Source organism: Candidatus Villigracilis saccharophilus (assembly GCF_016711665.1).
The window spans coordinates 31635-54039 of record NZ_JADJSO010000059.1 but is presented as its reverse complement, the minus strand read 5'-3'; the positions used below and the strand labels follow the sequence as shown (position 1 = coordinate 54039).

18 protein-coding genes and 3 tRNA genes are annotated in these 22405 nt (G+C 46.3%); 9 read left to right on the top strand and 12 right to left on the bottom strand.

From position 1 onward, the window contains the following. Window positions 1-50: 50 nt before the first annotated feature. From IPL17_RS18780 to IPL17_RS18770, 3 genes are read left to right on the top strand one after another with little or no spacing between them, the layout of a single operon-like run. The gene (locus tag IPL17_RS18780) at window positions 51-833 is read left to right on the top strand and encodes a glycosyltransferase family 87 protein (protein WP_345308613.1); all 783 of its coding nucleotides are present in this window, start codon (window positions 51-53) and stop codon (window positions 831-833) included. Further along, entirely contained in the window at window positions 830-1288 is a 459-nt protein-coding gene (locus IPL17_RS18775) for a hypothetical protein (protein ID WP_345308612.1), read from the top strand. The genes IPL17_RS18780 and IPL17_RS18775 overlap by 4 nt, the downstream gene beginning before the upstream one ends. A 58-nt stretch (window positions 1289-1346) precedes the next feature. Continuing rightward, the gene (locus IPL17_RS18770) at window positions 1347-2927 is read left to right on the top strand and encodes a hypothetical protein (protein ID WP_345308611.1); all 1581 of its coding nucleotides are present in this window, start codon (window positions 1347-1349) and stop codon (window positions 2925-2927) included. Window positions 2928-3066: 139 nt separating this feature from the next. Here IPL17_RS18770 and IPL17_RS18765 read toward each other — a convergent pair whose 3' ends face one another. After that, window positions 3067-3222, bottom strand: a complete 156-nt coding sequence (locus IPL17_RS18765; RefSeq protein ID WP_345308610.1) for an STAS domain-containing protein — start codon at window positions 3220-3222, stop codon at window positions 3067-3069. Window positions 3223-3694: 472 nt separating this feature from the next. On the opposite strand from IPL17_RS18765, the gene IPL17_RS18760 reads away from it, so the two are divergent. Further along, complete coding sequence (locus IPL17_RS18760; RefSeq protein WP_345308609.1) at window positions 3695-3925, top strand: hypothetical protein; 231 nt, start codon at window positions 3695-3697, stop codon at window positions 3923-3925. 283 nt (window positions 3926-4208) lie between these two features. Here the strand turns inward: IPL17_RS18760 and IPL17_RS18755 are convergent, their stop codons facing one another. Further along, window positions 4209-5111 carry a hypothetical protein gene (locus IPL17_RS18755; RefSeq protein ID WP_345308608.1) on the bottom strand — a complete coding sequence of 301 codons (903 nt, stop codon included), beginning with the start codon at window positions 5109-5111 and terminating at the stop codon, window positions 4209-4211. Between the two features lie 215 nt (window positions 5112-5326). Between IPL17_RS18755 and IPL17_RS18750 the strand changes: the two genes are divergently transcribed. The 4 genes from IPL17_RS18750 (at window position 5327) to IPL17_RS18735 (ending at window position 11515) form a co-directional block, all read left to right on the top strand. Further along, a tRNA-Phe gene (locus tag IPL17_RS18750) sits at window positions 5327-5399 on the top strand. 25 nt (window positions 5400-5424) lie between these two features. Then, a tRNA-Gly gene (locus IPL17_RS18745) sits at window positions 5425-5496 on the top strand. A gap of 62 nt (window positions 5497-5558) precedes the next feature. Continuing rightward, window positions 5559-5629: transfer RNA gene (locus tag IPL17_RS18740), tRNA-Cys, on the top strand. A 225-nt stretch (window positions 5630-5854) separates the two neighbouring features. Beyond that, window positions 5855-11515, top strand: a complete 5661-nt coding sequence (locus IPL17_RS18735; protein ID WP_345308607.1) for a GAF domain-containing protein — start codon at window positions 5855-5857, stop codon at window positions 11513-11515. A gap of 50 nt (window positions 11516-11565) precedes the next feature. Here the strand turns inward: IPL17_RS18735 and tyrS are convergent, their stop codons facing one another. From tyrS to IPL17_RS18715, 4 genes are all read right to left on the bottom strand, one after another. Beyond that, the gene (gene tyrS / locus IPL17_RS18730; protein ID WP_345308606.1) at window positions 11566-12447 is read right to left on the bottom strand and encodes a tyrosine--tRNA ligase; all 882 of its coding nucleotides are present in this window, start codon (window positions 12445-12447) and stop codon (window positions 11566-11568) included. A 7-nt stretch (window positions 12448-12454) separates the two neighbouring features. Further along, a complete protein-coding gene (locus tag IPL17_RS18725; protein WP_345308605.1) occupies window positions 12455-12778 on the bottom strand; it encodes a hypothetical protein in 324 nt (107 codons plus the stop codon). A 153-nt stretch (window positions 12779-12931) separates the two neighbouring features. Then, complete coding sequence (locus IPL17_RS18720; RefSeq protein WP_345308604.1) at window positions 12932-13606, bottom strand: hypothetical protein; 675 nt, start codon at window positions 13604-13606, stop codon at window positions 12932-12934. Between the two features lie 22 nt (window positions 13607-13628). After that, window positions 13629-14525 (bottom strand): TIGR01777 family oxidoreductase, encoded by an 897-nt coding sequence (locus tag IPL17_RS18715; RefSeq protein WP_345308603.1) that lies wholly within the window; start codon window positions 14523-14525, stop codon window positions 13629-13631. A 73-nt stretch (window positions 14526-14598) separates the two neighbouring features. On the opposite strand from IPL17_RS18715, the gene IPL17_RS18710 reads away from it, so the two are divergent. Continuing rightward, window positions 14599-15102 (top strand): HNH endonuclease, encoded by a 504-nt coding sequence (locus tag IPL17_RS18710; protein ID WP_345308602.1) that lies wholly within the window; start codon window positions 14599-14601, stop codon window positions 15100-15102. Window positions 15103-15181: 79 nt separating this feature from the next. On the opposite strand, the gene IPL17_RS18705 is transcribed toward IPL17_RS18710, so the two are convergent. The 6 genes from IPL17_RS18705 to IPL17_RS18680 all read right to left on the bottom strand — a co-directional run bounded on the left by IPL17_RS18705 (window position 15182) and on the right by IPL17_RS18680 (window position 22329). Beyond that, on the bottom strand, window positions 15182-16618 hold the full coding sequence (locus tag IPL17_RS18705; RefSeq protein WP_345308601.1) for a stage II sporulation protein M: 1437 nt from the start codon (window positions 16616-16618) through the stop codon (window positions 15182-15184). Further along, window positions 16608-17543, bottom strand: a complete 936-nt coding sequence (locus IPL17_RS18700; RefSeq protein WP_345308600.1) for an ABC transporter ATP-binding protein — start codon at window positions 17541-17543, stop codon at window positions 16608-16610. The genes IPL17_RS18705 and IPL17_RS18700 overlap by 11 nt, the downstream gene beginning before the upstream one ends. Window positions 17544-17664: 121 nt before the next feature. Further along, window positions 17665-18501, bottom strand: a complete 837-nt coding sequence (gene lgt, locus IPL17_RS18695) for a prolipoprotein diacylglyceryl transferase (protein ID WP_345308599.1) — start codon at window positions 18499-18501, stop codon at window positions 17665-17667. Beyond that, a complete protein-coding gene (locus tag IPL17_RS18690; RefSeq protein ID WP_345308598.1) occupies window positions 18498-19130 on the bottom strand; it encodes a CDP-alcohol phosphatidyltransferase family protein in 633 nt (210 codons plus the stop codon). The genes lgt and IPL17_RS18690 overlap by 4 nt, the downstream gene beginning before the upstream one ends. Window positions 19131-19180: 50 nt before the next feature. Further along, window positions 19181-21355 (bottom strand): DNA translocase FtsK, encoded by a 2175-nt coding sequence (locus IPL17_RS18685; protein ID WP_345308597.1) that lies wholly within the window; start codon window positions 21353-21355, stop codon window positions 19181-19183. Window positions 21356-21360: 5 nt separating this feature from the next. Then, entirely contained in the window at window positions 21361-22329 is a 969-nt protein-coding gene (locus IPL17_RS18680; RefSeq protein WP_345308596.1) for a S1 RNA-binding domain-containing protein, read from the bottom strand. Window positions 22330-22405: the final 76 nt, after the last annotated feature.

Sequence of the window (22405 nt, the reverse complement as noted above, 5' to 3'; positions counted from 1 at the left end):
CGTCAAGTGAATAAAGCGTTTTAACTTAACAAGAAAATGGAAATATACAAATGAAGTTCATTACACGGCGCAGTCTATTTATGATTACACTTATTACTTTAATTACAACTGTCTTTGTGATAGGTGTTATTTTCACGCATAATACTTTCACAGTTCGCTTTCCAGGCGGCAACGATTCACTGCCGCGGTATGTGGCGGCACGAGCATGGTTATTTGAAGGCTTGAGCCCATACAGTGATGAAGTCACAGCGCGCGCCCAGAAAATGGTATATGGACGTTTGGCAAAGCCTGATGAAGATCGCCAACGCTTTGCTTATCCCTTTTATACTATTTTCTTTTATATACCCCTGGCATTTTTTACATGGGATTGGGCGCAAGCAATCGGAATTGTGACCCTGGAATTTGCCATGATATTAATAGCTGTATTTAGTATGCGCCTCTACAGATGGTCCCCACCGCCGTTAATTTTAGGCGCCACCCTCCTATGGGCGACGATCTGGTACCACGCCGTCCGAACCATTATCGTGGTTCAGTTCGCTGGCATTGCGGCATTATTGATTGTCACAAGTTTATGGGCGATCAAAGAAAAGCGTGAAATATTAGGCGGGATAACCCTGGCATTAGCCTCAGCAAAACCGCAAATGCTCTTTTTATTACTGCCCCTGATAGGTATATGGAGTATATTCGCCAGACGTTGGCGCTTAACTCTCTCGTTGAGCATTACGATGAGTATCCTGCTTGCATCATCATTTTTTTTCTGCCAGGCTGGGTTTCTGCTATGCAAATACAAATTGCAGATTACACCAAATACACTCACATCGGCTCACCATTGAACATCTTAACTACAATTGTATTTCCCAAATTGGGATCAAACGCAGAAGCGGGGCTGATATCCGTTCTTTTGGTCTGGCTGCTGTGGGAGTGGTGGCAGGTGAAATATGATCAAGAAAGCCGACACCTTGATTGGACAATTGCCTTAACCCTTATTATTACCAATCTGGTTGTTACACGCACAGCAACGACCAATTACATTATGATGCTACCCGCTTTGTTCCTTATCTTCAAAACAAGCGTTGATCAGTTTGGACCTAAAGCCAATTTATGGATCGTCATTACCCAACTTGTTCTAGTGATAGGTATATGGGGATTGTTTGCTTTTACAGTTCAAGGACGCGATGAGCAATGGCCTGTTTATTTACCTCTGCCATTTGGGCTATTGACAGCAATGATATTTTTTAGACCAAAGCGGAATGGACAAAACATAATACACCCCATAGGAACACACTGAAGCAAGGGATGCTCCTTCCCATGCCACATAGCCGCAAACGGAGATGATCTTGAAAAATATGACCAGTATAAAAGATTTCCTATGGTTTTCAATTATTTCAATAGGAATCCTAGCATTCAGTTCCATCCCATACTGGGCGGCTCATTCTGCAGAAACGGATGACCTGCTTTTTCGCGGCGCATACTTTGATGAAATGGACTATGCCGTTCACATCTCCATGATGCAGGCAGGCCGAATGGGGGACTGGGCATACGAAATGCGCTTTACAAGCGAAAAACATCAACCCGTATTCTTGCGCATGTTCTACATCATCCTCGGGCACATCAGCAAATGGGTTAATTTAAATGTAGAGACAACCTATCACGCCGCGCGTTGGATATTTGGTTTTATGGCTTTATTTTCCATTTATCAATTGTGTCTTAATGTTTTCCCCAAAAAAATTCTCGCGCGGACAGCCTTCCTGCTTTGCTCAATTGGAGGAGGCGCAGGCTTGGTGCAATTACTCTTCAACAGTAATCTACTAAACGCCAGTTCGCCAATTGATTTCTGGCTGATAGATGCCTATATTTTTTTTAGCATCTCGGTATTCCCTTCCTTCTCCTTTACTCTGGCATTAATGGCAACCGCACTTAATTTGTATTTGAATTATTTGGTCAAAGGAAAATGGAGAATGCTGTTTCTTATCATTATGCTAGCCGTAATCAGTCAGATCATAAATCCGATCGCGTTTGCAGTCTTAGATATTGCGTGCGCAGGCGCAACGGTATTTTTATGGTGGAAAAATAGAGAAGTCCAGAAGCAACAACTCCTTGCATTGGTGATAATGGCTCTGGCTCAAATACCCCTCCTTATCCACAACTTTCTGATCTTGAACCGTGATCCATTTTGGAGTCAATTCACACTTCAAAACCAGACCCTTTCTCCGCCCCTCGTTTATTACGCCTGGGGATTTGCACCCTTCTGGTTATTAGCAATTTATGGAATGATCATGGCAATTCGTGAAAATAATGTCAATATGACAGCCTTGTCCGTATGGGTTATTAGCGGATTCATGTTTGCGTATCTGCCTTTACCCATACAGAGAAGGTTTTTATTAGGAATTACAATTCCGCTTGGGCTTTTGGCGATTTATGCATTAAATCATTTCCTTACAGAGCTTTCGACAAAACTACCAGCCTTATTGAAACGTGAACAACTTATTTATTTCTTCTATATATTAATTTCATCCATTTCATTCATCAGCCTATCTCTTGGGTCAAGCTTGTACATGCTAAGCCGCCCTGTTGACAATTTTTATCCGCGCGACCTTGAGAATGCCCTATTATGGCTGGATCAGAATGCAGAACCCAATGATTTTGTGCTTGGTGAAATTAAAACCGGTCAGATAGTCGCACAACGCACAAGACTCAGAACATATATTGGCCACCCCATGGAGACACTTTTTTTCAATGAGAAGATAAACACCGTCGAGGAATATTACCAAAGCAATACTCCTGAAGGTTGGATCAAAAATACGTCTGTTCAATGGGTCATTTACGGTCAATATGAAAAAGAACTTGCTCCCGATTTCCAGCCTGATTCAAAACTGGAGCTTGTATATCAGAATAGAACTGTGTTAATTTATAAGGTAAATAATTAACTCAATCTGCGAAGTTAAAATCAGAGGAGCGTATGCCGCGGAACAGTATCGAGCCTTGAAGTAGAAAGGCAGATGCTGCAAATATATTAAAAATCGGTCTTGATGTAATACATAAGACTTATTTTTTCAGTCGATAATTTTAAGCAAGCAATACCGCTTCTGCGGATTCATACCCATCATAGATCGGGATGATAGCAGGGATGCCTGTGATTTCAAGCACGCTTTTCACTTCTGGGCTTGGACTCAATAACACAATCTTTCCACCACGTGTAGCAATGGATTTGGCGTTGATCATAAGCAACCGAATGCCAATGGGTGCAAGAAAATTTACTTCCGATAAATCTATTATCACCCGAACAATAAGCCAGTAAATTTGGTTTCAATTTCTCCTGTACCGATAATATCCAACCTGCCATTAAGCTTGATCAAGCCAATGCCGTTCCCATTTTTATTGCATTGCAGTTCCATATTTTTCACCTTTACTTTAAGAGTAGAATTTATTATATGAGGGGTGGTCGAGATTATTATTAACAAAATATTATGGCTTTAGTGGACAAGATTGAAAATTGTCCTACACTAGTATTATCCGCAGTACGTAGTACAATGAAATCAGGTCATCAGTTGGTAAATTGCCTATATGCGGGGGATTTAGATTATCGCTTGTACGCATCCTACTACTAAACCTTCCGTAAATCCAAATTTCGGAAAACAACGCCTTAATGTGAAGAGGCGCGTTTAATTATTTAAGGGGTAGAGGAGCCGGTATCATGAATAAAGCGCTATTCGAAGAAAAATGGGATGTGCTCCGCGGCCAAATCAACGCCAAGTGGAGCTTGATGGTAGAGTACGATCTCGTCAAAGTGGATAAAGCAGAGGTGAAGTTCGATAAATTCGTCACCATGCTGCAGGTCAAGTATGGACATACCCGCCAGAAGGCCAAAGAGGAAATTGGCAAACTCTGGGCGGAATATGAATCCAAACACAAAAGTAATACATAACCAAACAAGGAGTAATACAATTGGATACAACCCCAGTAAAAACCAAAGCAAAACGCCCCTCCAAAGGAGTGGCTAAACATAATCGTCTCGTAAAACAGGAAGCCCGAAGAACCAGCATCCCTGGAACTGAAATAAAGAAAAAGAAAAGAATTGTAAAAGCGTCAAAGTAGGAATTTGAATCAATAATCGGAACGTTATGTTCCGATTATTGATTCAGAAAGCAACAGCGTAGTGCTATCTACAAGCTATCCAGATAAGTTGAATCAAAAACCACCAAGTTTCGCTAAGGGTGTGGAGGAAAGTATGGAGCCGCATCCAAATCCCACATCTTTACATTATCAATATTCACAATTGCTGTGTGATCAGGATCTGCAATCAGATGAAAGGCAACAGCCCGAAGGGATGGTTTAAGCGGCGAGGCAGATATACATTTGTTGGAATAATCCAGAGGGGTGTGATTGAGATACACTGCACATCGACCGTCCTGCACAATAAACAAGATATTGATCCGCTCAGGGGGGAATTGATCATATGTACCTGAAATGGATTTCCAATCGTTATTAAAAACCCAGCGAAATATCCATTTTTTATTTTTAGAGAGTTCCAGTGAAAAGTTTTGATCCGCAGTTGGAGAAAATTGAAACCTCATAAAATCATTGGGCTGAGTCTCCCCAAACTTAACTTCAAAACTCAAAACAAAATTCCTGCGATTCAATGTTGGGTTATAAACCATCGAATCCGATCTTTCTTTTCCTTCAGGAAGTCTCAAGATCAGACCACCATCCTGTATATGTGCATAATATGGCCCTACAGCACTTCCTGCAACATCATAGAACCAACCTCGATTCAACAAAGAAAAATCATCTTGAAAATCCGGCCGACGTCCGACCAATGAAACAAGAATAGGGTCTGAAAAATCAGAAACCCACTCGGGGGATATCGTGGTTTCAGGCGTTTGCTGAAAAGGCACCAAGGACGGTATTTGTGTCGGAAGTGAAATTCTTGGCATTATTTCAGGTATCATATCAACAGGCGTGCTTGCAGGCTGGGAAAGTGGAATAACGTCCGCTGCACAAGCCATAATAAATAGTTCAATACTGGTCAAAAAAAATAAAAGCCTGATTGATTTCATTGATATTTTTTCCTGAAATAATCTTTTCAAATAAAAGTTTATCATGTTGTTCATTTTTTCTGCATCGGATTTCTCAGGTCCAAATTTTAATTTGGACGGCCGCCCCAGACATACACCCGGGTGGAAATAAGCCCTTCAATCAAATGTAACAAACTTACCTTAAATTCGCCGTCTCAATTTTTACACCAGGCTAACAGCATCAATTGCTTTCTTGACAATCCCTATAAGTACGTGTAAAATCACGGACGCTTAACGACAAGCTTACTTTCGCCGAGATAGCTCAGTTGGTAGAGCACACGACTGAAAATCGTGGTGTCCCCAGTCCGATCCTGGGTCTCGGCACTCAGGCTGATGGTTAGCCTAAATTGCGGGCGTAGTACAGTGGTAGTACGTCTCCTTGCCAAGGAGAAGGTCGTGGGTTCGAATCCCATCGCCCGCTCAAAACAAAGAGGGTTGCAGGTTGAAACTAATTCAATCCGCAGTCCTCGTTGTAATATATTCGGCGTCGTGGCCAAGTGGTAAGGCAAGGGTCTGCAAAATCCTCATCGCGGGTTCGAATCTCGCCGACGCCTCAAATTAAAATAAACCTTCTTGTTTATAACAGAGGTTTATTTTTTTATTTAACCCACATACCGATGGAATTAGCATAAATCCCTTTTCAGAAAGATGATCGTGGCAATTCGTAATATCAATGATTCAATCATCCCCCCACCCAAAGCCAAAATAAATTGAAACAAATTGGCAAGCCAATTATTTCAAGAATGCTCTATAATTATCAACGGGCAAAAATTCATCCAATGAAAATCCTATATATTGAAGATAGTCCTGTACAAGTTGAAATAATTCAACGCTCCCTGGATTTCAACGGAGCTGAATTTCAATTGAATATTGCTAAAAGCATACAAGAAGCCCACTCTTTGCTGGTAGCAACTGAATATGATGTAATCTTATGCAACCAAAACCTGCCAGATGGCTCCGGGTTGGATCTGATCAAACTGGTTCGCAAGCAGGAAATAAAAACTGCAGTTGTGCTCATTTCTAATCTAGAAAATACACAAAACGCGGTTGCGGCGCTGACGGCCGGCGCGGCGGATTATCTTGTTAAGCAAGGTGATTACCTCCTTAGATTACCGGTCATCCTGCAAAACGCGCAGGCACATACGCAGCTTGAAAAACAAAACTTGGCCCTGCGCGAAAGCGAAAATCGGTATCGCAATATTTTCGAAAACGCAGCCGAAGGAATTTTTCAATCAACGCTTGAAGGCAAGTTCCTCAATGTTAACCCCACCATGGCAAAAATCTTTGGGTACGATTCACCTGAAGATATGATCAACTCGGTCATGAACATCAATGGGCAGATTCATATCAATACCGAGTCTCGGAGAAGATTTATTGATGAGCTAATGTCAAAAGAGTCGGTTGTAAAATTTGAAGCCCAAAATATTCGCAAAGACGGCATGATGATATGGACTTCCACCAATGCCCGCGCTGTAATGAATGAAAATAACGAATTTTTATACTTTGAAGGCTTTTTAACCGACATCACAGATAGAAAACAAGCAGAATTAAACATCGAAGCAAGCGAGAAAAAATATAAGACTCTTATAGAAAGCTTGCCCGGGGTTGTATTTCTTGACGATTTTCAAGACGACAGAAACAGCCGTTACATGAGTCCCCGCATAAAAGATGTTCTTGGCTACACGGTGGAAGAATGGGTCGGGGGAAATAAATTATGGGAAAACAATCTCCACCCTGAAGACCGCGATCGCATCATCGCTGAGGATAAACGCACCAATAAAACCGGTGAACCGTTTCAGGTGGAATATCGCACAAAAAGAAAAGATGGCAGATATGTTTGGATCAAGGAAGATGCATATCTGATCCTCGACCAGGCTGGAAAGCCCAGCTATTGGCATGGGATAATGCTTGATATTACGGCGCAAAAAGAAGCCCAAGAGACGATAAAAGTCAACGAGGGCAGTTATCGGGGTTTATTCAACAGTGTCACTCAGGCAATTTATATTCAAGACAAAGATGGCCGCTTCCTTAATGTAAATGATGGCGTTGTAAAAATGTATGATTATCCACGGGAATATTTTATTGGAAAAACACCGGATTTCTTGAGCGCGCCGGGCAAAAATGATATCAACAAATTGATACAAATTATCGAACGCGCCTTTATGGGAGAAACGCAGGAATTTGAATTTTGGGGAATCCGAAGAAATGGACAGGTATTTCCAAAAATTGTGAACCTGAACAAAGGCACATACTTTGGTCAGGAAGTGGTCATTGCCGTCGCACAGGACATCACTGAACGCAAATTGGCGGAAGAAGTACTTGAACGACAATTAAAAGAACTGACCGTGCTCCACGCGACATCTGTGGCAGGCACACAAAGCAGCACTGAAGACGAGATCATAGAAAAAGTAACGCAAATTACCGCGAGTATATTTCAAGAGGTTTGCGGCATTCTGCTATTGAACGAGCAAGGGGATCATCTAATTCCGCATTTTTCCTGTATCGGGGCAGTGGCGGAAAACTGGCAAAACAGCTACCCGATCACCAAAGGTGTCACGGGCCGGGCTGTCACATTAGGCAGGACAATTCGCATCGGAAATATCACGGAAGAGCCAGAATATATCAAAGTAATGGATGGAATTAAATCAGAGCTATGCGTTCCATTTTGGGTGAACAACCATATTATCGGCGTATTTGACGTTGAAAGCAAAAAACAAAATGCTTTTGATGAAAAAGATGAGAGACTATTGAATACAATTGCCGCCGGGCTGGGGACTGCCATTGAGAAGCTGAGACTATATAAGGCTGAGCAAGATCAAAGTAGGCGTGAAGCGGCGATCCTTAACCTAATCCGCACAGCAGCCTCGTCCCTGGACCTAAACCAAGTATTACAATCCATACTTGGCCAACTCGTTAAAGTAATCCCTTCAGACCTGGGAACGATTCAGTTGTTGGATGGAAATCAGTTGGTAATTTCAGCCGCAATTGGCTTAGAAGCAATTGGTTTTGCAAAACTCGGTCCAATGTTGCTTGCTGATTTTCCCCTCAACGAGATCGTACTTACACAAAACCAGACCGTAAGAATTGAAGATACATATTTTGATAATCGCTATAAACATTTCGATAGAAATGAAAAAGTACGCTCCTTCCTGGCGATCCCGTTAATTGCGAATGGGACAGCTATTGGCATTATTACCCTCGACAGTTATCAACCAAACCACTTTAGCGAACAGGACGCAGAACTCGCTCTGGCCATTGCCAATCACGCCTCGATCGCCATCGAAAATGCGCGCTTATTCGATGCAGAAAAAAATCGACGCAAACAAGCTGAGATCATGCGGAAAGCAACAGCAGCATTAACCACTTCTCTAGAGCTGGAAAAACTCTTTGAGATCATTTTTGATTCTCTGGCTGAAATGGTGCCATATGACAGTGCATCCATTGAGGTATTGAAGGATGGGTATTACGAAATCGTAGCGGCGCGCCGATTACCAGAGGGGCTGATCGGCAAAAAAAACTTATCGGAATTTGAGAAATGGGGCGGTTATGAAGTGGTAAGCCAGCCCATAATCATTCCAGATGTGCAAGTTGATGCACGCTTTTATAAGACGAGTGGTTCAGAATATATCCGCAGTTGGATGGGCATTCCCTTATTGTCACGTGGAACCTTGATCGGGTTCATAAATTTAGATAGCAAAAAAATCGGCTTGTTTACCCAAGAACACGCCTCCATTGCGCATACATTCGCCAATCAAGCCGCTGTTGCCATGGAAAATGCCAGCTTATTCCAAAAGGAGAACCGCCGCTCTCAAATCATTGAAGCGCTCGCAAATATCGCCAATGAGATTGCCGTCACCCGGGAAGTTATCCCGGCCCTGGATAAGATCGCTGAACGAACTCTTTTACTGTTAAATGCGAGTACGGTCGCATTCTATTTACTCCAGGAGGATGGCGAAACCATAAAGATCGTTTCGGCACAAGGCGCGTATCAGCATGAGATGATATCGCACACCATCAAGATCGGCGCAGGCATCACCGGCAATATCATTTCTTCCGGAAAGCCCGAAATCATAGACGATGTAAGTAAAGACCCGCGCCAAATAACAGTACCGGGCACATCTGAAGATGATGCCAGACACGATACCATGATGTCAGCACCTTTGATCCTACATGGAATTTCCATTGGGGCAATTAACGCATGGCGATTAAAATCCAACGGTTTATTTGACAAGTCGGAGTTGAATTTTCTTGTAAGCATTGCCCACCAGGCCTCCATTTCAATAGAGTCGGTGCGTCTATTCCAAGAAATCACTCGACGGGCTCAGGAAGCCACCGCAATTGCGGAAGTAGGCCGTGATATCTCCGCCACGCTTCAACTTGATATCGTGCTTGAGCGCATCGCTACTTATGCCCGGCAATTACTAAAGGGTCAAACCAGCGCAGTATATCTTTTTGAACCCGAGCGATCCCTTCTGCGCGCGATCTCTGCCATCGGAGATGATGCTGAAGAGATCAAGAATGATCCGCTTGAATTGGGCGTAGGAATCCTGGGTAATATTGCATTACAAAAATTCGGTGAAATCGTAAATGATACTTTCCGCGATCCACGCGCCATTACCATCCAAGGCACTGACGATGACCCCTATGGTCACGTCATGGGAGTGCCAGTTCTCTCGAAGGAAAACCTGACGGGTTTATTGGTAGTTTGGCGAACTGGGCTTGGCGAAGAATTTCAAACTACAGACCTGGATTTCCTGAGCAGCCTTGCGCAACAAGCCGCCATAGCGATTGAGAATGCCCGCTTGTTCGAACTGGAATTACATCGTCGACTGGAAGCGGAAACCGTCATGCGCGCCACCACCACGGTTGCCAATCTACTTGATCTCCCCTCGTTGCATAATGCGATCCTCGACTGGTTGTTTAAAATCACGCCATATGATAGCGCCTCTATTTTAGAAATTGAGGAAGATCACCTTCGTATCACAGCCGCAAAAGGTCTCCCATCTCTGGAAAAAGCATTAAGGCAAAGTTTTCCATCCGATAATATTCTTTGTCAAATCATTAATAAAACAGGCATGCCATTAATCATTGGAGATTGTCAAATCGACCCGCGCTTTGAAAAATGGGGCGACGCCGATTATGTGCGCGGATGGATGGGGATCCCTTTGACCGCGCGTGGCAGAGTGATCGGATACATCACAATAGACAGCCGCACACCAAATGCATTCAGTCAAAACGATGCAATTACCACACAAACATTCGCACATCAGGCGGCTACAGCTTTGGAAAACGCACGGCTGCTTGAAGTAGAGCGGAAGCGCCGTCGGGAAGCAGACAATCTTCGCATTGCCGCGACAGCAATAACATCATCGCTTAATCCGCAGGAAGTTCTTGAAACCATCCTGATCTCGCTGAAACAAGTGGTCCCGTTTGACAAGGGAACCATGATGCTGTTGGAAGATGAAAATATAAAGATCGTGGCGGCGCAAGGCTTTAGCAACAACAAGGCAATGCTGAACAGAGTTTTCCCATCAAGCAACAAGCTTATATCTATCATCAGGGAAACACAAAGGCCGCTCATGCTTGAAGACGCATTGATTGATGAGCGCTATGAAAGATGGGCTGGCGCAGATATGGTCCGCGGCTGGCTTGGAGTACCGCTGACATTACACGGTGAAATTATCGGTATCTTTGCTTTGGGAAGTTTGAAGGTTGCGGCATTCGATCAGAATTCAGCAGACCTTGCCCAAACATTTGCACTGCACGCCACAGCAGCAATTGACAACATACAATTATTCGAAAATCTGCAAAAATCAAACCAGGAACTTGTTCAAGCCTACGATACGACACTAGCTGGATGGGCGAAAGCACTGGAATTAAGGGATAAAGAAACGCATGGGCACACTAACCGTGTCACTGAACTGACCATGGACCTGGCACGCTTCATCGGCATATCCAAAACTGACCTGGTTCATCTGCGCCGCGGCGTGCTATTACACGATATTGGTAAGATGGGTGTGCCGAACGAAATCCTCCATAAAGAGGGTCCTCTGAATGATGAAGAGTGGGTTGAAATGCGCAAACATCCCCAATATGCGTTTGATCTGCTCTACCCCATTACATTTCTACGACCATCTCTCGATATACCTTATTCTCATCATGAATGGTGGGACGGTACCGGCTACCCGCAAAAATTGAAAGGGGAAGAAATTCCTTTACCTGCGCGTATTTTTTCTGTTGTAGACGTTTGGGATGCCCTGCTCTCTGACCGCCCCTACCGGCAGGCTTGGGAAAATACCAGGGTAATAAATTATCTGCGCGAACAAGCCGGTACGCATTTCGATCCCAACATTGTTGATATCTTCCTGAAAATGATGGAAGCCAAAGCCCTGCAAGAAATGCAAAAAACCCAGCCTATAAAAAGAATTGAAAAAGAGTAGAAATAAAAAGAAGGTGTAAAAAAATTACACCTTCTTTTTATGATCAATCCTCACTTCACACGAACAAATTTCCTTTTACCAACCTGTAAAACGCCAGCATGTGGGAATGGCGAATCACCACGCTCTAATACTTCGCCGTCAAGCCGCACACCTTTTTGATCGATCAAAGCTCGGGCTTTGCTTTTACTTTCTGCAAGTTGCACGGACAGGATCACATCCACAACAGTTTGACCTTCCTGTAAATCATATTCAGGCATCTCGTCGGGAATTTCCTTTTGCTGGAATGTTTTGATGAAATTCTCCTGAGCAGACACGGAATCTGTCTCGCCGTAGAAAATCGAAGTGATCTCGCTCGCCATTTTCATCTTCGCATCACGCGGATGGAACACGCCCGAAGCGACATCCTTTTCGATCTGGTCGATCTCCTGCGGGCTCCAGCGTGTGACCAGGCGCATGTATGAACTCATGGCTGAATCAGGCACAGACATTAATTTCCCAAACATATCATTCGCGCCGGTGTTGATCGGCACAATATTTCCCGTAGATTTTGACATTCTCTGCACGCCGTCGGTTCCAGGCAAAATGGCGGTGATAATTCCAACCAAAGGTCTTTGACCCAGCGCTTCCTGCAACTTACGGCCAGCGACAATGATATTGAATAACTGGTCGGTGCCGCCCACCTGGACATCCGTTTCCATGGCAACCGCATCATAGCCTTGCATCAAGGCGTAAAAGGTCTCATGAATATAGATCGGCTCACCTTTATCCAAACGATTGGAAAAATTATCGCGCGCCAAAAATTGCTGGACTGTAAAATTCTGTCCAAGGCGGATCAGATCCACCAATGTGAGCTTCGACAACCACTCTCCGTTGTAACGAGTCTTGGTCTTTTCACGGTCAAGCACACGGAACGCCTGCTCGGTGTAGGTCAATGCATTTTCAGCGACCTTTCTCCTCGGTCAGGATCGGACGCGCTTTATTCTTATCGGAGGGGTCGCCCACCAGGGCGGTGTAACTCCCGATCAGAAAAGTCACCTCGTGCCCAAGATCCTGAAATTGGCGAAGTTTACGCATGGTAATGGTGTGACCAAGGTGCAAGTCGGTGGAAGTGGGATCATATCCGCAATACACGCGCAGGGGTCTGTTCTCTTTTTCAGCGAGCAGCAGGCGCGATCGCAGTTCAGCGGTCATGGCTTTTTTGAGGTCTTCATCCCCATACTCAGTCCCTTGCATTAAGATTTCAACTTGTTCTTCGATGTTCATAATATCTCCACTTCAAATTGACAAACAAAAACGCGCCCGCGATAGTGAGGGCGCGTTCATAGCACACCATCGCAAAGGTCTATGGACAGGTGCAATAATAGTATTTTTTGGAAAAGCTTGTATTGAACATGCGCGTATTATACAACAAGAATTTCACTGCGACAAATTGAACGAAAAGCTCCACGGGCCTTTTATGGCAAAGAATTCATCGCTATAAACCAATTGTTCAGCCTGCTCCTGCGTCATATCCGCGGGAATGCTCAGGATCTGCATGGTCAAGACGCCATTCACGTCTACACAGTCCAATGTGATGCCTATGCCGCGTTCAAGCATGGCTTGCTGGATCTTCGGCATGTAAACTGAACAATACTCCCCTTCACGCGGAGTGGCTGAAATGGCGTCGATCACGACAGAGGCATTGGTGAGGTCGGCATCAGGCGGAACGACAAATGTCAGTGTATCGCAGCGCAACCCCAGGCTTCCATTTGCGGGCTCCTGTAATGTCACCAGAGTGGTGCCAAACTCCTGTAAAATCGTCCCGCCATAATTCAAGCTTGCTGTTTGGATACCCCAATCTGAAGTATCTGGCAATGTGAAGCAAACCTCTGCGTTCACATTTTTCCCTTCCACTGAAGCACTCTGCATACGAACTTCAATTCCGCTCGCGGCTTGATTGGGCGCAGCCAACTCGGCCTGTGCGCTGGGGTACGACGGATCAATAAAAGCGGTGGCAGTGGGGAGAAGAACGGGCAAGACAACCACTGGCTGCTGCCCGGAAGGCGCACACGCAAACAGGGAAAGGGTCAAAACTAAAATAAATCTTTTCATGTGACTTTTTACTCCTTTAACTTTATTTGAACAGATCAGCCAACGCTTCACGCGCAGCCTCAAACTTGAATCTGTACCCCGACTCGATCAGCCGTTTGGGTTGAGCAAACCTACCTTCCACGATCAAGACGCTCATTTCCCCTAAAAGGATCCGCAGCAAAAAGGCTGGCATGGGAAACCAATACGGGCGATGAAGCACATTTGCAAGCGTTCGGTTGAATTCCGCGTTAGATGTGGGCGTAGGCGCAATAAGATTATACACGCCGCGCATATTTTCGTTTTCGATCAAGAATCGTACTCCCCCAACCCAGTCGTCGATGTGGATCCACGGCATGGCTTGTTTACCAGAACCAAGCGGTCCGCCGGCAAACAGCTTGATGGGCAGCGCCATCAATGAAAGCAGCCCGCCATCTTTGGCAAGTACAGGCGCAGAACGAAGGATAACCCGACGCACACCCAATTCTTCAACAGACTTTGTTGCGGCTTCCCACTGCACGGTAAGCTGGGCAAGGAAATCATCAGCGGGCAGCGTGGACTCGTCGGCCAGGTCGCCATGTAATCCATAATGGTTAATACCTGAGACTTGGACAAAAATACCCGGACGGCGATCCGCTTCCAGAACCGCTTGAGCAAGCGTCAGGCCTGGCTGGACGCGCGAATCATGAAAATCACGTTTGGTTGAGGCAGTCCACGGCCAGGAGGCAAGCGTCCGTCCAACGAGATTCACGATCACATCCATTTCATTGACAAGCTGCCCCCAACCCTGTGTAGTTTTGGCATCCCATTTTATAAACTGTATACCATCGCTTGAGATGCGTGAATTGCGCGAAAGAATAAAAACCTCATGGCCATCGGCAAGAAGAGAGTTGGTCAGTGCGCGGCCCAGAAACCCTGAACCGCCTGCGATCAATATTTTCATGCAATTTCTCCTATGTCCTGTCTTCCGAAGTGCTATTAAGTGGCATTATAATCATGCGGATTATAGAGTCACTATGCAGGAACCTGTACTGGTACTCAACGCTAATTTTGAGCCTATACATGTATGCTCAACCCGGCGTGCGATCGGCCTGATCCTTGCAGGCAAAGCCGATATGATCCTGAACGGGCGCGGACACATCCGCACAATTTCGCAGTTATTGCCGCGCCCCTCTGTCATTCGGCTGGAAACCCAAGTTCATCGGCCGCGGCCACACGTCAAATTAACGCGCCGCGAAATATTCCGACGTGACAATTATACCTGTCAGTATTGCGGCAGGCGCGATGTTAACTTAACTGTGGATCATGTCATTCCGCGTCATTTGGGCGGACAGCATATTTGGGTCAATCTGGTGGCGGCCTGCTCGGCCTGTAATCACCACAAAGGCGGACGCAAAGTGGAAGAGGCGCACATGCGCCTGATGCATATTCCAAAAGAACCACCGGGGAATGCCACCTACATCTTTGGGAGGCACCTCACAGAGAATGGCGAGTGGCAGCCTTATATTTCAGGCTGGTAATTTGATATAAATATTTTCAGCCGCAGATGACAGAGTTCGTACTCGATCGTCTGCGACTGAATTTTTTATTCCAGTTTTGCTACAATAACTTCATTACGTTTTGTAAAAGCGCAGGGGTTATATAGGCTTCGATCATGGCGGCGATAGCCAGTAAAGGCACGACCAAGCCGATAAATATCTTCATCCAATCCGCGAGCAATTCAAGGATCACCTCGCCCATGGATCTGCCTGTTTGCGGCGTGACAATGGACACCCCCATATACAGCACCACAGCGCAGCCGATCATCAAGGCTGGGATTTCAAAGACACCATGCGGCACAACGCCCGCAAGGAAGATCGGCCAAGCTTGGATCCCAAGCAACTGGAACAAGGCGAACAAACCACCGATGAGCCCAATATTGACCATATACAGCATAACCCCCAGCACGCTAAAGGAAAATAATCCTGCAAAAAATATCAAAGCTACCGCGCGCGTATTATTCATAAACAGGAATGGCGCATTGAGATTTTCCTGAATGCCTGAAAGGTCTGGCATTTCTTTAACACGGTCGGTCAATTTCTGCAGGTTTTCCGGGGACGATCTACTAATCGCCGCAGGAATATTTACCATGATCCAATCGTAGCCCATCCATAAGCTCACGCCCGCGATCAAGGCAACCGCCAACAACGCGGGCGTGATACGCCGCAGGGCAATCATCAAAACGTTCCGATACCATTCACCAAGAGACCGCGCCCCGCCAAAAAAATCGGTCCAAAACGTGCGCCACATCCAACGCAGGTTGAATGAATCTATCTCACGTCCAAGCAAATACTCGCGTTGGAAATGAGCAATGCCCACACGGATCAGCAGCAGCGAAATGATCATCACCCCAGCGATTGCAAGCCAAAGTACCTGATCGTTTCCCCAAAAGAGCATCACAGCCTCTCCTTGCATCAAGATCGCAACCGGGATCACAATGAACGACGCCAGTAAATTCGCGGCCTTTACCGAAGTGGACTGAACTGAAATCACAATGGCCGCGCTGACCATCAAAGTCGCATGGGCCGTGGTCAACAGGATCAATTGCAGCATGGTAATGAAGGGAGGCATGACAAGCTGCTGGCGGGAAATCATAACCAGATAGAAAGCGATGGAAAGATAACTGGCCACCAACGGTGTAACCACACCCACCAACAATTTACCAAAATACAATTGCCAATTATCCAATGGGGCGCTCAGCATGGGCTCGATCGTACCGCGTTCCTTCTCACCCACAAACGCTTCCAACGCCACCACCAATGAAATCGTGATCGGAAAAAAACCAATGATCATGATCGAAAATGGCACAAGTCTTTCGAGGATCAAATTCGCGTTATATTGATTCAAAAAATCCACCGTCTGCTTGGCAAACTCATTCATCAATACGGGAAAACAAAAAACAAGGATGATCATGGGCGTCAACACGCGCCAGTCACGGAATTGGTCTTTTAATTCGCGCCCAGCAACAAGCCAGACAGGTTTTAGTTTATTGAACATTCTCGCGTCCTTTTGCTTCCGCCATCACTTTGAGATATACCTGCTCAAGCGTACGCGGTTCCTCTTGAATTGCCATGACAGGCACAGACATTGCCGATAATGATCTCAAAATAAGCGGATTGGACTCCTGCGGATGCGGCACCCTCACTTTCAAACTGGTCGCTGTTTGAGAGAGCAGTTGCACATCTTCCGGTAATTCAAACCCAGTCGAATTCCACGCTTCAGAAAATTTGATCTCATACTCCGGCGCGCCCAGCACATTACGCTTTAATTCTTCCAATGTCCCCTGTAATAAAATCCGCCCGCGATAAATAATGGCGATCTGATCTGCAAGAATCTCAACTTCTGTAAGATTGTGGGAACAGATCACTATGGTACGCTTCGACGACTTCAAACGCGCAATCTCATCCCGCACCAATCGCGCGGACTCTGGGTCCATTGCTGAAGTAGGTTCATCCAGCAGCAATACGCCAGGATCATGCATCATGGCGCGTGCCAGCGCGAGTTTCTGGCGCATCCCTTTGGAGTATTCGCCGATGCGGCGGTGTGATGCCTCAGTCAACCCAAAATATTGAAGCAAATGATCGGTTCGTGATTTACGCGACTGCGGCGACAAACTATATACCTGCCCAAAAAAATCCAGGTATTCAACTGCTGTCATACGCATATACAAACCATGCTGTTCAGTCAGCACACCCACCGAAGCGCGGACATCGTGCCCGTTCCTGACCACGTCAAAGCCAGCCACCCGCGCCCACCCACGCGAGGGTTGCAGCAGCGCGGTCAACATACGGACCGTGGTGGTCTTCCCAGCGCCATTCTGACCCAATAAAGCCAGTATCTGCCCAGCCTGCACATTAAGATCCACCCCATCTACCGCCAAAAAATCATGAAATTGCTTGCTCAGATCGTGAGTTTCTATCATATAGGTTCCTTACATATCTTGTATCTTTAGTACACGACAAGATATGTAACAAGATACTTACTTTGAGATTGACTGGTTCTATTGTATTCCCCACGGTTCAATTTCTGCCTTCACAGTGACCTTACAATTTCTGCGGAATTCGGTGCCGCAAAAACAAACCAACTCCCGCGCAAACAAGGGTGAGTGCAAAAAATACTTGATTGATATTGACTCCATTGATGAAAGCGACATCAAGGCGCAGGAATTCCAAAAATAAACGGAAAAAGGAATAGAACCCAAGATACGCAAGAAATAAGTCACCCGCCTTGAGCGTGCTCACAAAACGGCGCGCAAACCATAATAGGAAAACCATATTTGCAAAGTTCAACACCACTTCATAAGCAAACAACGGATGATATGTTTCCACGGTTTCAAATCCCACCAAGCGATAGGCGGGCTCAATAAAAATCTTCCAGGGCAAGTTCGCGGGCAGACCGTATAATTCCTGATTGAAATAATTTCCCATGCGGCCAATCGCTTGCGCCAATGCAAGGCCGGGCGCAAGCAGATCAGCCAGTTCCCAAAAATTATATTCATTCGCACGTGCAAAAAAGTATAGAGCAACAATTCCGCCGATCCATGCACCCGGAATGCCAAAACCACCGATCCATAGCGAGAGCATATCAACCGGGTGGGAAAGGTAATACTGGGTTGTCAGACCAAGCTGAACGGAAGAAAGAGGCGGGGTGAGAATATGCCAAAGGCGTGCGCCAATCGTTCCCCATATTATTAAAGGCAGAAAAAGATCTGAAACAATACCAAGATCGTAATTATATTTTTTCCCTGGCACTGCCCGCCAAGACAAGTGTGCTTCACGCGCCGCAAGCAATAACCCCGCGGCAACACCGAATATGATCAATAACCCACCCCAGCGAAAAAGCAGGGGGCCAAGAAAAAATCCTTCCTGGGTCAGGTTCAATGCAAGTACTCTTTATTATCTCTGGCTTTTCGCATCCGTTCATGTCCCTGTACGCGAACATGCAGGATGCGTTGAAAAGCCGTGATATTGCCAAGCACTGCAATCACAGAAACTGCAGCGAACGGTTGATTGAATATAAGCAAGGGAATTAAAACAAAGTATCGTTCAACGCGTGTAAGGATGCCAACTTTAGCAGTGAACCCCAAGCCTTCAGCGCGAGCTTTTACATAAGAGACCAGCACCGAGCCGCCTGTAGCCGCGAATGTGACCATGACGCCGGGGTAGTTTTCCTGTGAGAGAAAATAATAGAGCAGTCCGCCAAATGTGATGAATTCAGCGTAACGATCACTGACCGAATCAACGAAACCGCCAAAGTCAGAGGATTCACCGCGCAAACGAGCCATGGTTCCATCCAAAGCATCAACCAGAACAAACAACAAAAGAACGATCCCGCCTGTTGTCATTTTACCTTGCGAGATAAAGTACGCGCCAGCGGCGGTACCGGTAAGCCCTAACAAAGTTATGGCATTTGGCGTTAATCCAAGACCATTTAAGAAAGTACCTATGGGATCCAATACACCTTTGAAGATGATGCGCAATCGATCAGTAAAAGTTGGTTTTGAATTCATAATGTATTTTCCAAACTTCGGAAGTCAAAATTGACTTCCGAAGTTTGGATTTATCCTTTAGGGTTCTTATCTTCTTCGTCCATCAGATCTTCTTCGCTGACGAGCACGTCGCGCTCCTTGCCGCCGCCTTGAGAGGGTCCGACAACTCCCATCTCTTCCAGCTGATCGAGTAGCCGCGCAGCACGTGGATAACCGATCCGCAAGCGGCGTTGAATCAATGATGCGGATGCACGCTGACTGCTGCGCACAATGGAGATAGCTTGTTCGATCAAACCGTCATCCTGGTTCTCATCAGGTTCCTGCAGGAGTTTTTCCCACGGCGGGGTTTCATCCTGTGTGTCGCTATTCTTCTGCCAGTGTGAGATGATGCGCTCGATTTCCATATCCGTGATCATCACGCCTTGCGCACGCACAGGGTTGCCAACTTCAGGATTCAGGAAGAGCATATCTCCGCGTCCAAGCAGGGATTCTGCGCCGGTGTAATCCAAAATAACGCGGCTATCAATGCCCGAAGCAACTGCAAATGCCAAACGTGCAGGGAAATTGGCTTTGATCAAACCCGTAACCACATCTGTTGAAGGGCGCTGTGTTGCGACTACCAAATGAATGCCCGTGGCACGCGCCATTTGCGCAAGGCGGACCAGGTTGTGTTCGGTCACATCCGGAGCAGACATCATTAGGTCAGCAAGTTCATCGATCAATACCACAATACGAGGTAATGCTTTTCCATCGGCTTTGCGAGTCACTTTACGATTGTATGCTTCAAGATCGCGGGCATGAGCGCTCTCAAGCAAACGATAGCGATGTTCCATTTCAACAACCACCCAACGCAGAACTCCCAAAATACGTTCGATGTTGGTCTCAACTTTTCCGTATAAATGCGGCAAGCCGTTAAAGCGGATCAACTCCACCATTTTCGAATCGATCATCACCATACGCAGGTCTTCGGGCGTATTGTTCATAGCGAGACAGGCCGCAATCGAAGTAATACACACGGACTTTCCAGAACCCGTGGCGCCGGCAATCAGAACGTGCGGCATACGAGCAAGATCAGCGATCAGAGGATGCCCTGAGACATCGCGTCCAATTGCAATCGTTAACGGAGCGCCCACTTTATTAAACGCATCTGATTCGAGCAGCGTCTTTAATCGGACAACGGAGCTGTGCGTATTTGGAACTTCAATACCCACATAAGGTTTGCCGGGCACAGGCGCTTCGATACGCAATCGCTGGGCAGATAATGCCAGCGCTATATCTTTTTCCAATGAAGCGATCTGCGCGACGCGCACTTTCATTTGCAGTGCGTCGTCTTCATCTGAGCCGGGCTTTTTTATAAACCCCGGCTGTACAGCAAATTGAGTCACAGAAGGCCCAACGCGATATCCAATCACAGTAGCGGGAATGCCAAACTCAGCAAGGGTCTTCATAATGAGACCCGCGGTTTGATTGATCGTTCGTTCATCCGCGCGGACAGCTGTTTCTGCCAATAGAATTTGCAGCGGCGGAAGGTCTTCAGCACGGGTAAGCGCCTTGGTGGATTTCTCTTCCTTCTTGTCAACAGATTTTAAAGAGGTGCGAAATTCCGGCGGCAGTGGTTGAGTTTTCTTCTTTGGCGCTGCTGATTTTACAGGTTGTTCGTCCTTCTGTATTTCCGCTGGCGCTGAGATCGGAGATTCCAAAACGATCGGCGACGCTTCGCCCGCTACTTGCAACAACCATTCTTCAAGTTTTGTCCACAGGCCAAAACCTATCATGATCATGAACGCCCAAAGAATTACCAGGACCAGCGTACCCCACACCTGACCGAGAGACTGCCATGCCAAGGTAGCCAGCCCCCAGCCTAAGCGGCCACCGTCCAACCCGGCCTCTGCCCGGATGAGATCATTGCCTTTTAAAATAGCGACCAGCCCCAACGTTAGCAGAGACGCGATTTCAATTGAAATAAGCCGTCCCCAATGAATATCGCCCCCATCGCGCTGTAAAAGGGAAGATCCAAAGTACGCTAACGCGAAGATAACAATGAAACTGCCCCAACCAAACCAAAGTTTGAGCAGGCTGGCGAAAGGGGTCAGCAGCGTACCGTCGGTAATCTTCCAGATCGCAAGCAGGGACATGATCGCAAATGCAACCAAGGCCACACCGATCGCATCACGAAGAAAGCGGCCAAAGTGCAGGTTGAAGCGTGCGAGTCGTTCGAGCCAATCGTTTTGTGGAACTTCAGACATTTGTTTTATTCAAGCCTCATACTTAAACCCATGCGTTGATGCGCAGCATCTAAATGCAGAATACGAACTTGCACAGCCTGTCCCTCTGAAAGAGTCTCTTTCAAGGGCTTGCCATCTGTCTGTGGAATTTCAGAAGCGTGGATCAATCCTTCCACGCCGGCATCGAGGCGGGCAAATGCGCCATAGGAAAGAACACTTGTGATAACCGCTGACTTGATACATCCTTCCGGGAAATCAGCAGCGGCATTTTGCCATGGATTCGATAATAATCGCTTCAGACTTAAAGCAACACGGCATCGTTCCGGCGCAAGTTCAAGCACTTGCACATCGATGGTTTGCCCCATTTTCACTATCTGGGTGGGATGCGAAACACGCCCCCAGGATAATTCAGAAATATGGATGAGACCTTCCACACCGCCAAGGTCAACAAAAACACCAAAATCAGTTATATTTGTAATGACACCTTTAACATGTTGACCTGGCTGCAATGCGTGAAACAATTCGGCACGCTTGCCTGATTCGGATTGTGCGGCACGCTCAGAGAAAACCACACGCCCGTCTTCAGGCACACACTCGATCACCTTCAAACGCAGAGAACGGCCGACATAGGATTCAAGATCATGATCGCGGTCAATATTCTCCGCCTTTCCCGCCAGATCGATAAGATGTGAGAATGGGACAAATCCGTATAGTCCATCGCCCTCAACAAGCAGGCCACCACGATTGTGACCTGTGACAGAGAGGTCTATGATCTGATCACGAAGATACAGATCCTTGACCTGAATCCAGTTTGTAGCTGGTTTCTTTTCTGAAACTGCCGTTTTTGCAATTTCATTCTCCTCGGCCCTGCTGACACCCACCGAATGCACTGGCTCATGAGCCGCAGAACGACTCTCTTCCGCCAGCACCGACGACCACCAGCCCTCGTCAATGGCGGGCATTGGATTTTCCTGATTCCTTTTTTGGCCTGTCATTATGGCCTCCTTCAATACTTGATAAAATTAAGCGCCGGGCTTTCACGATAATCGATTCGGGGAAGTCACGCCTATT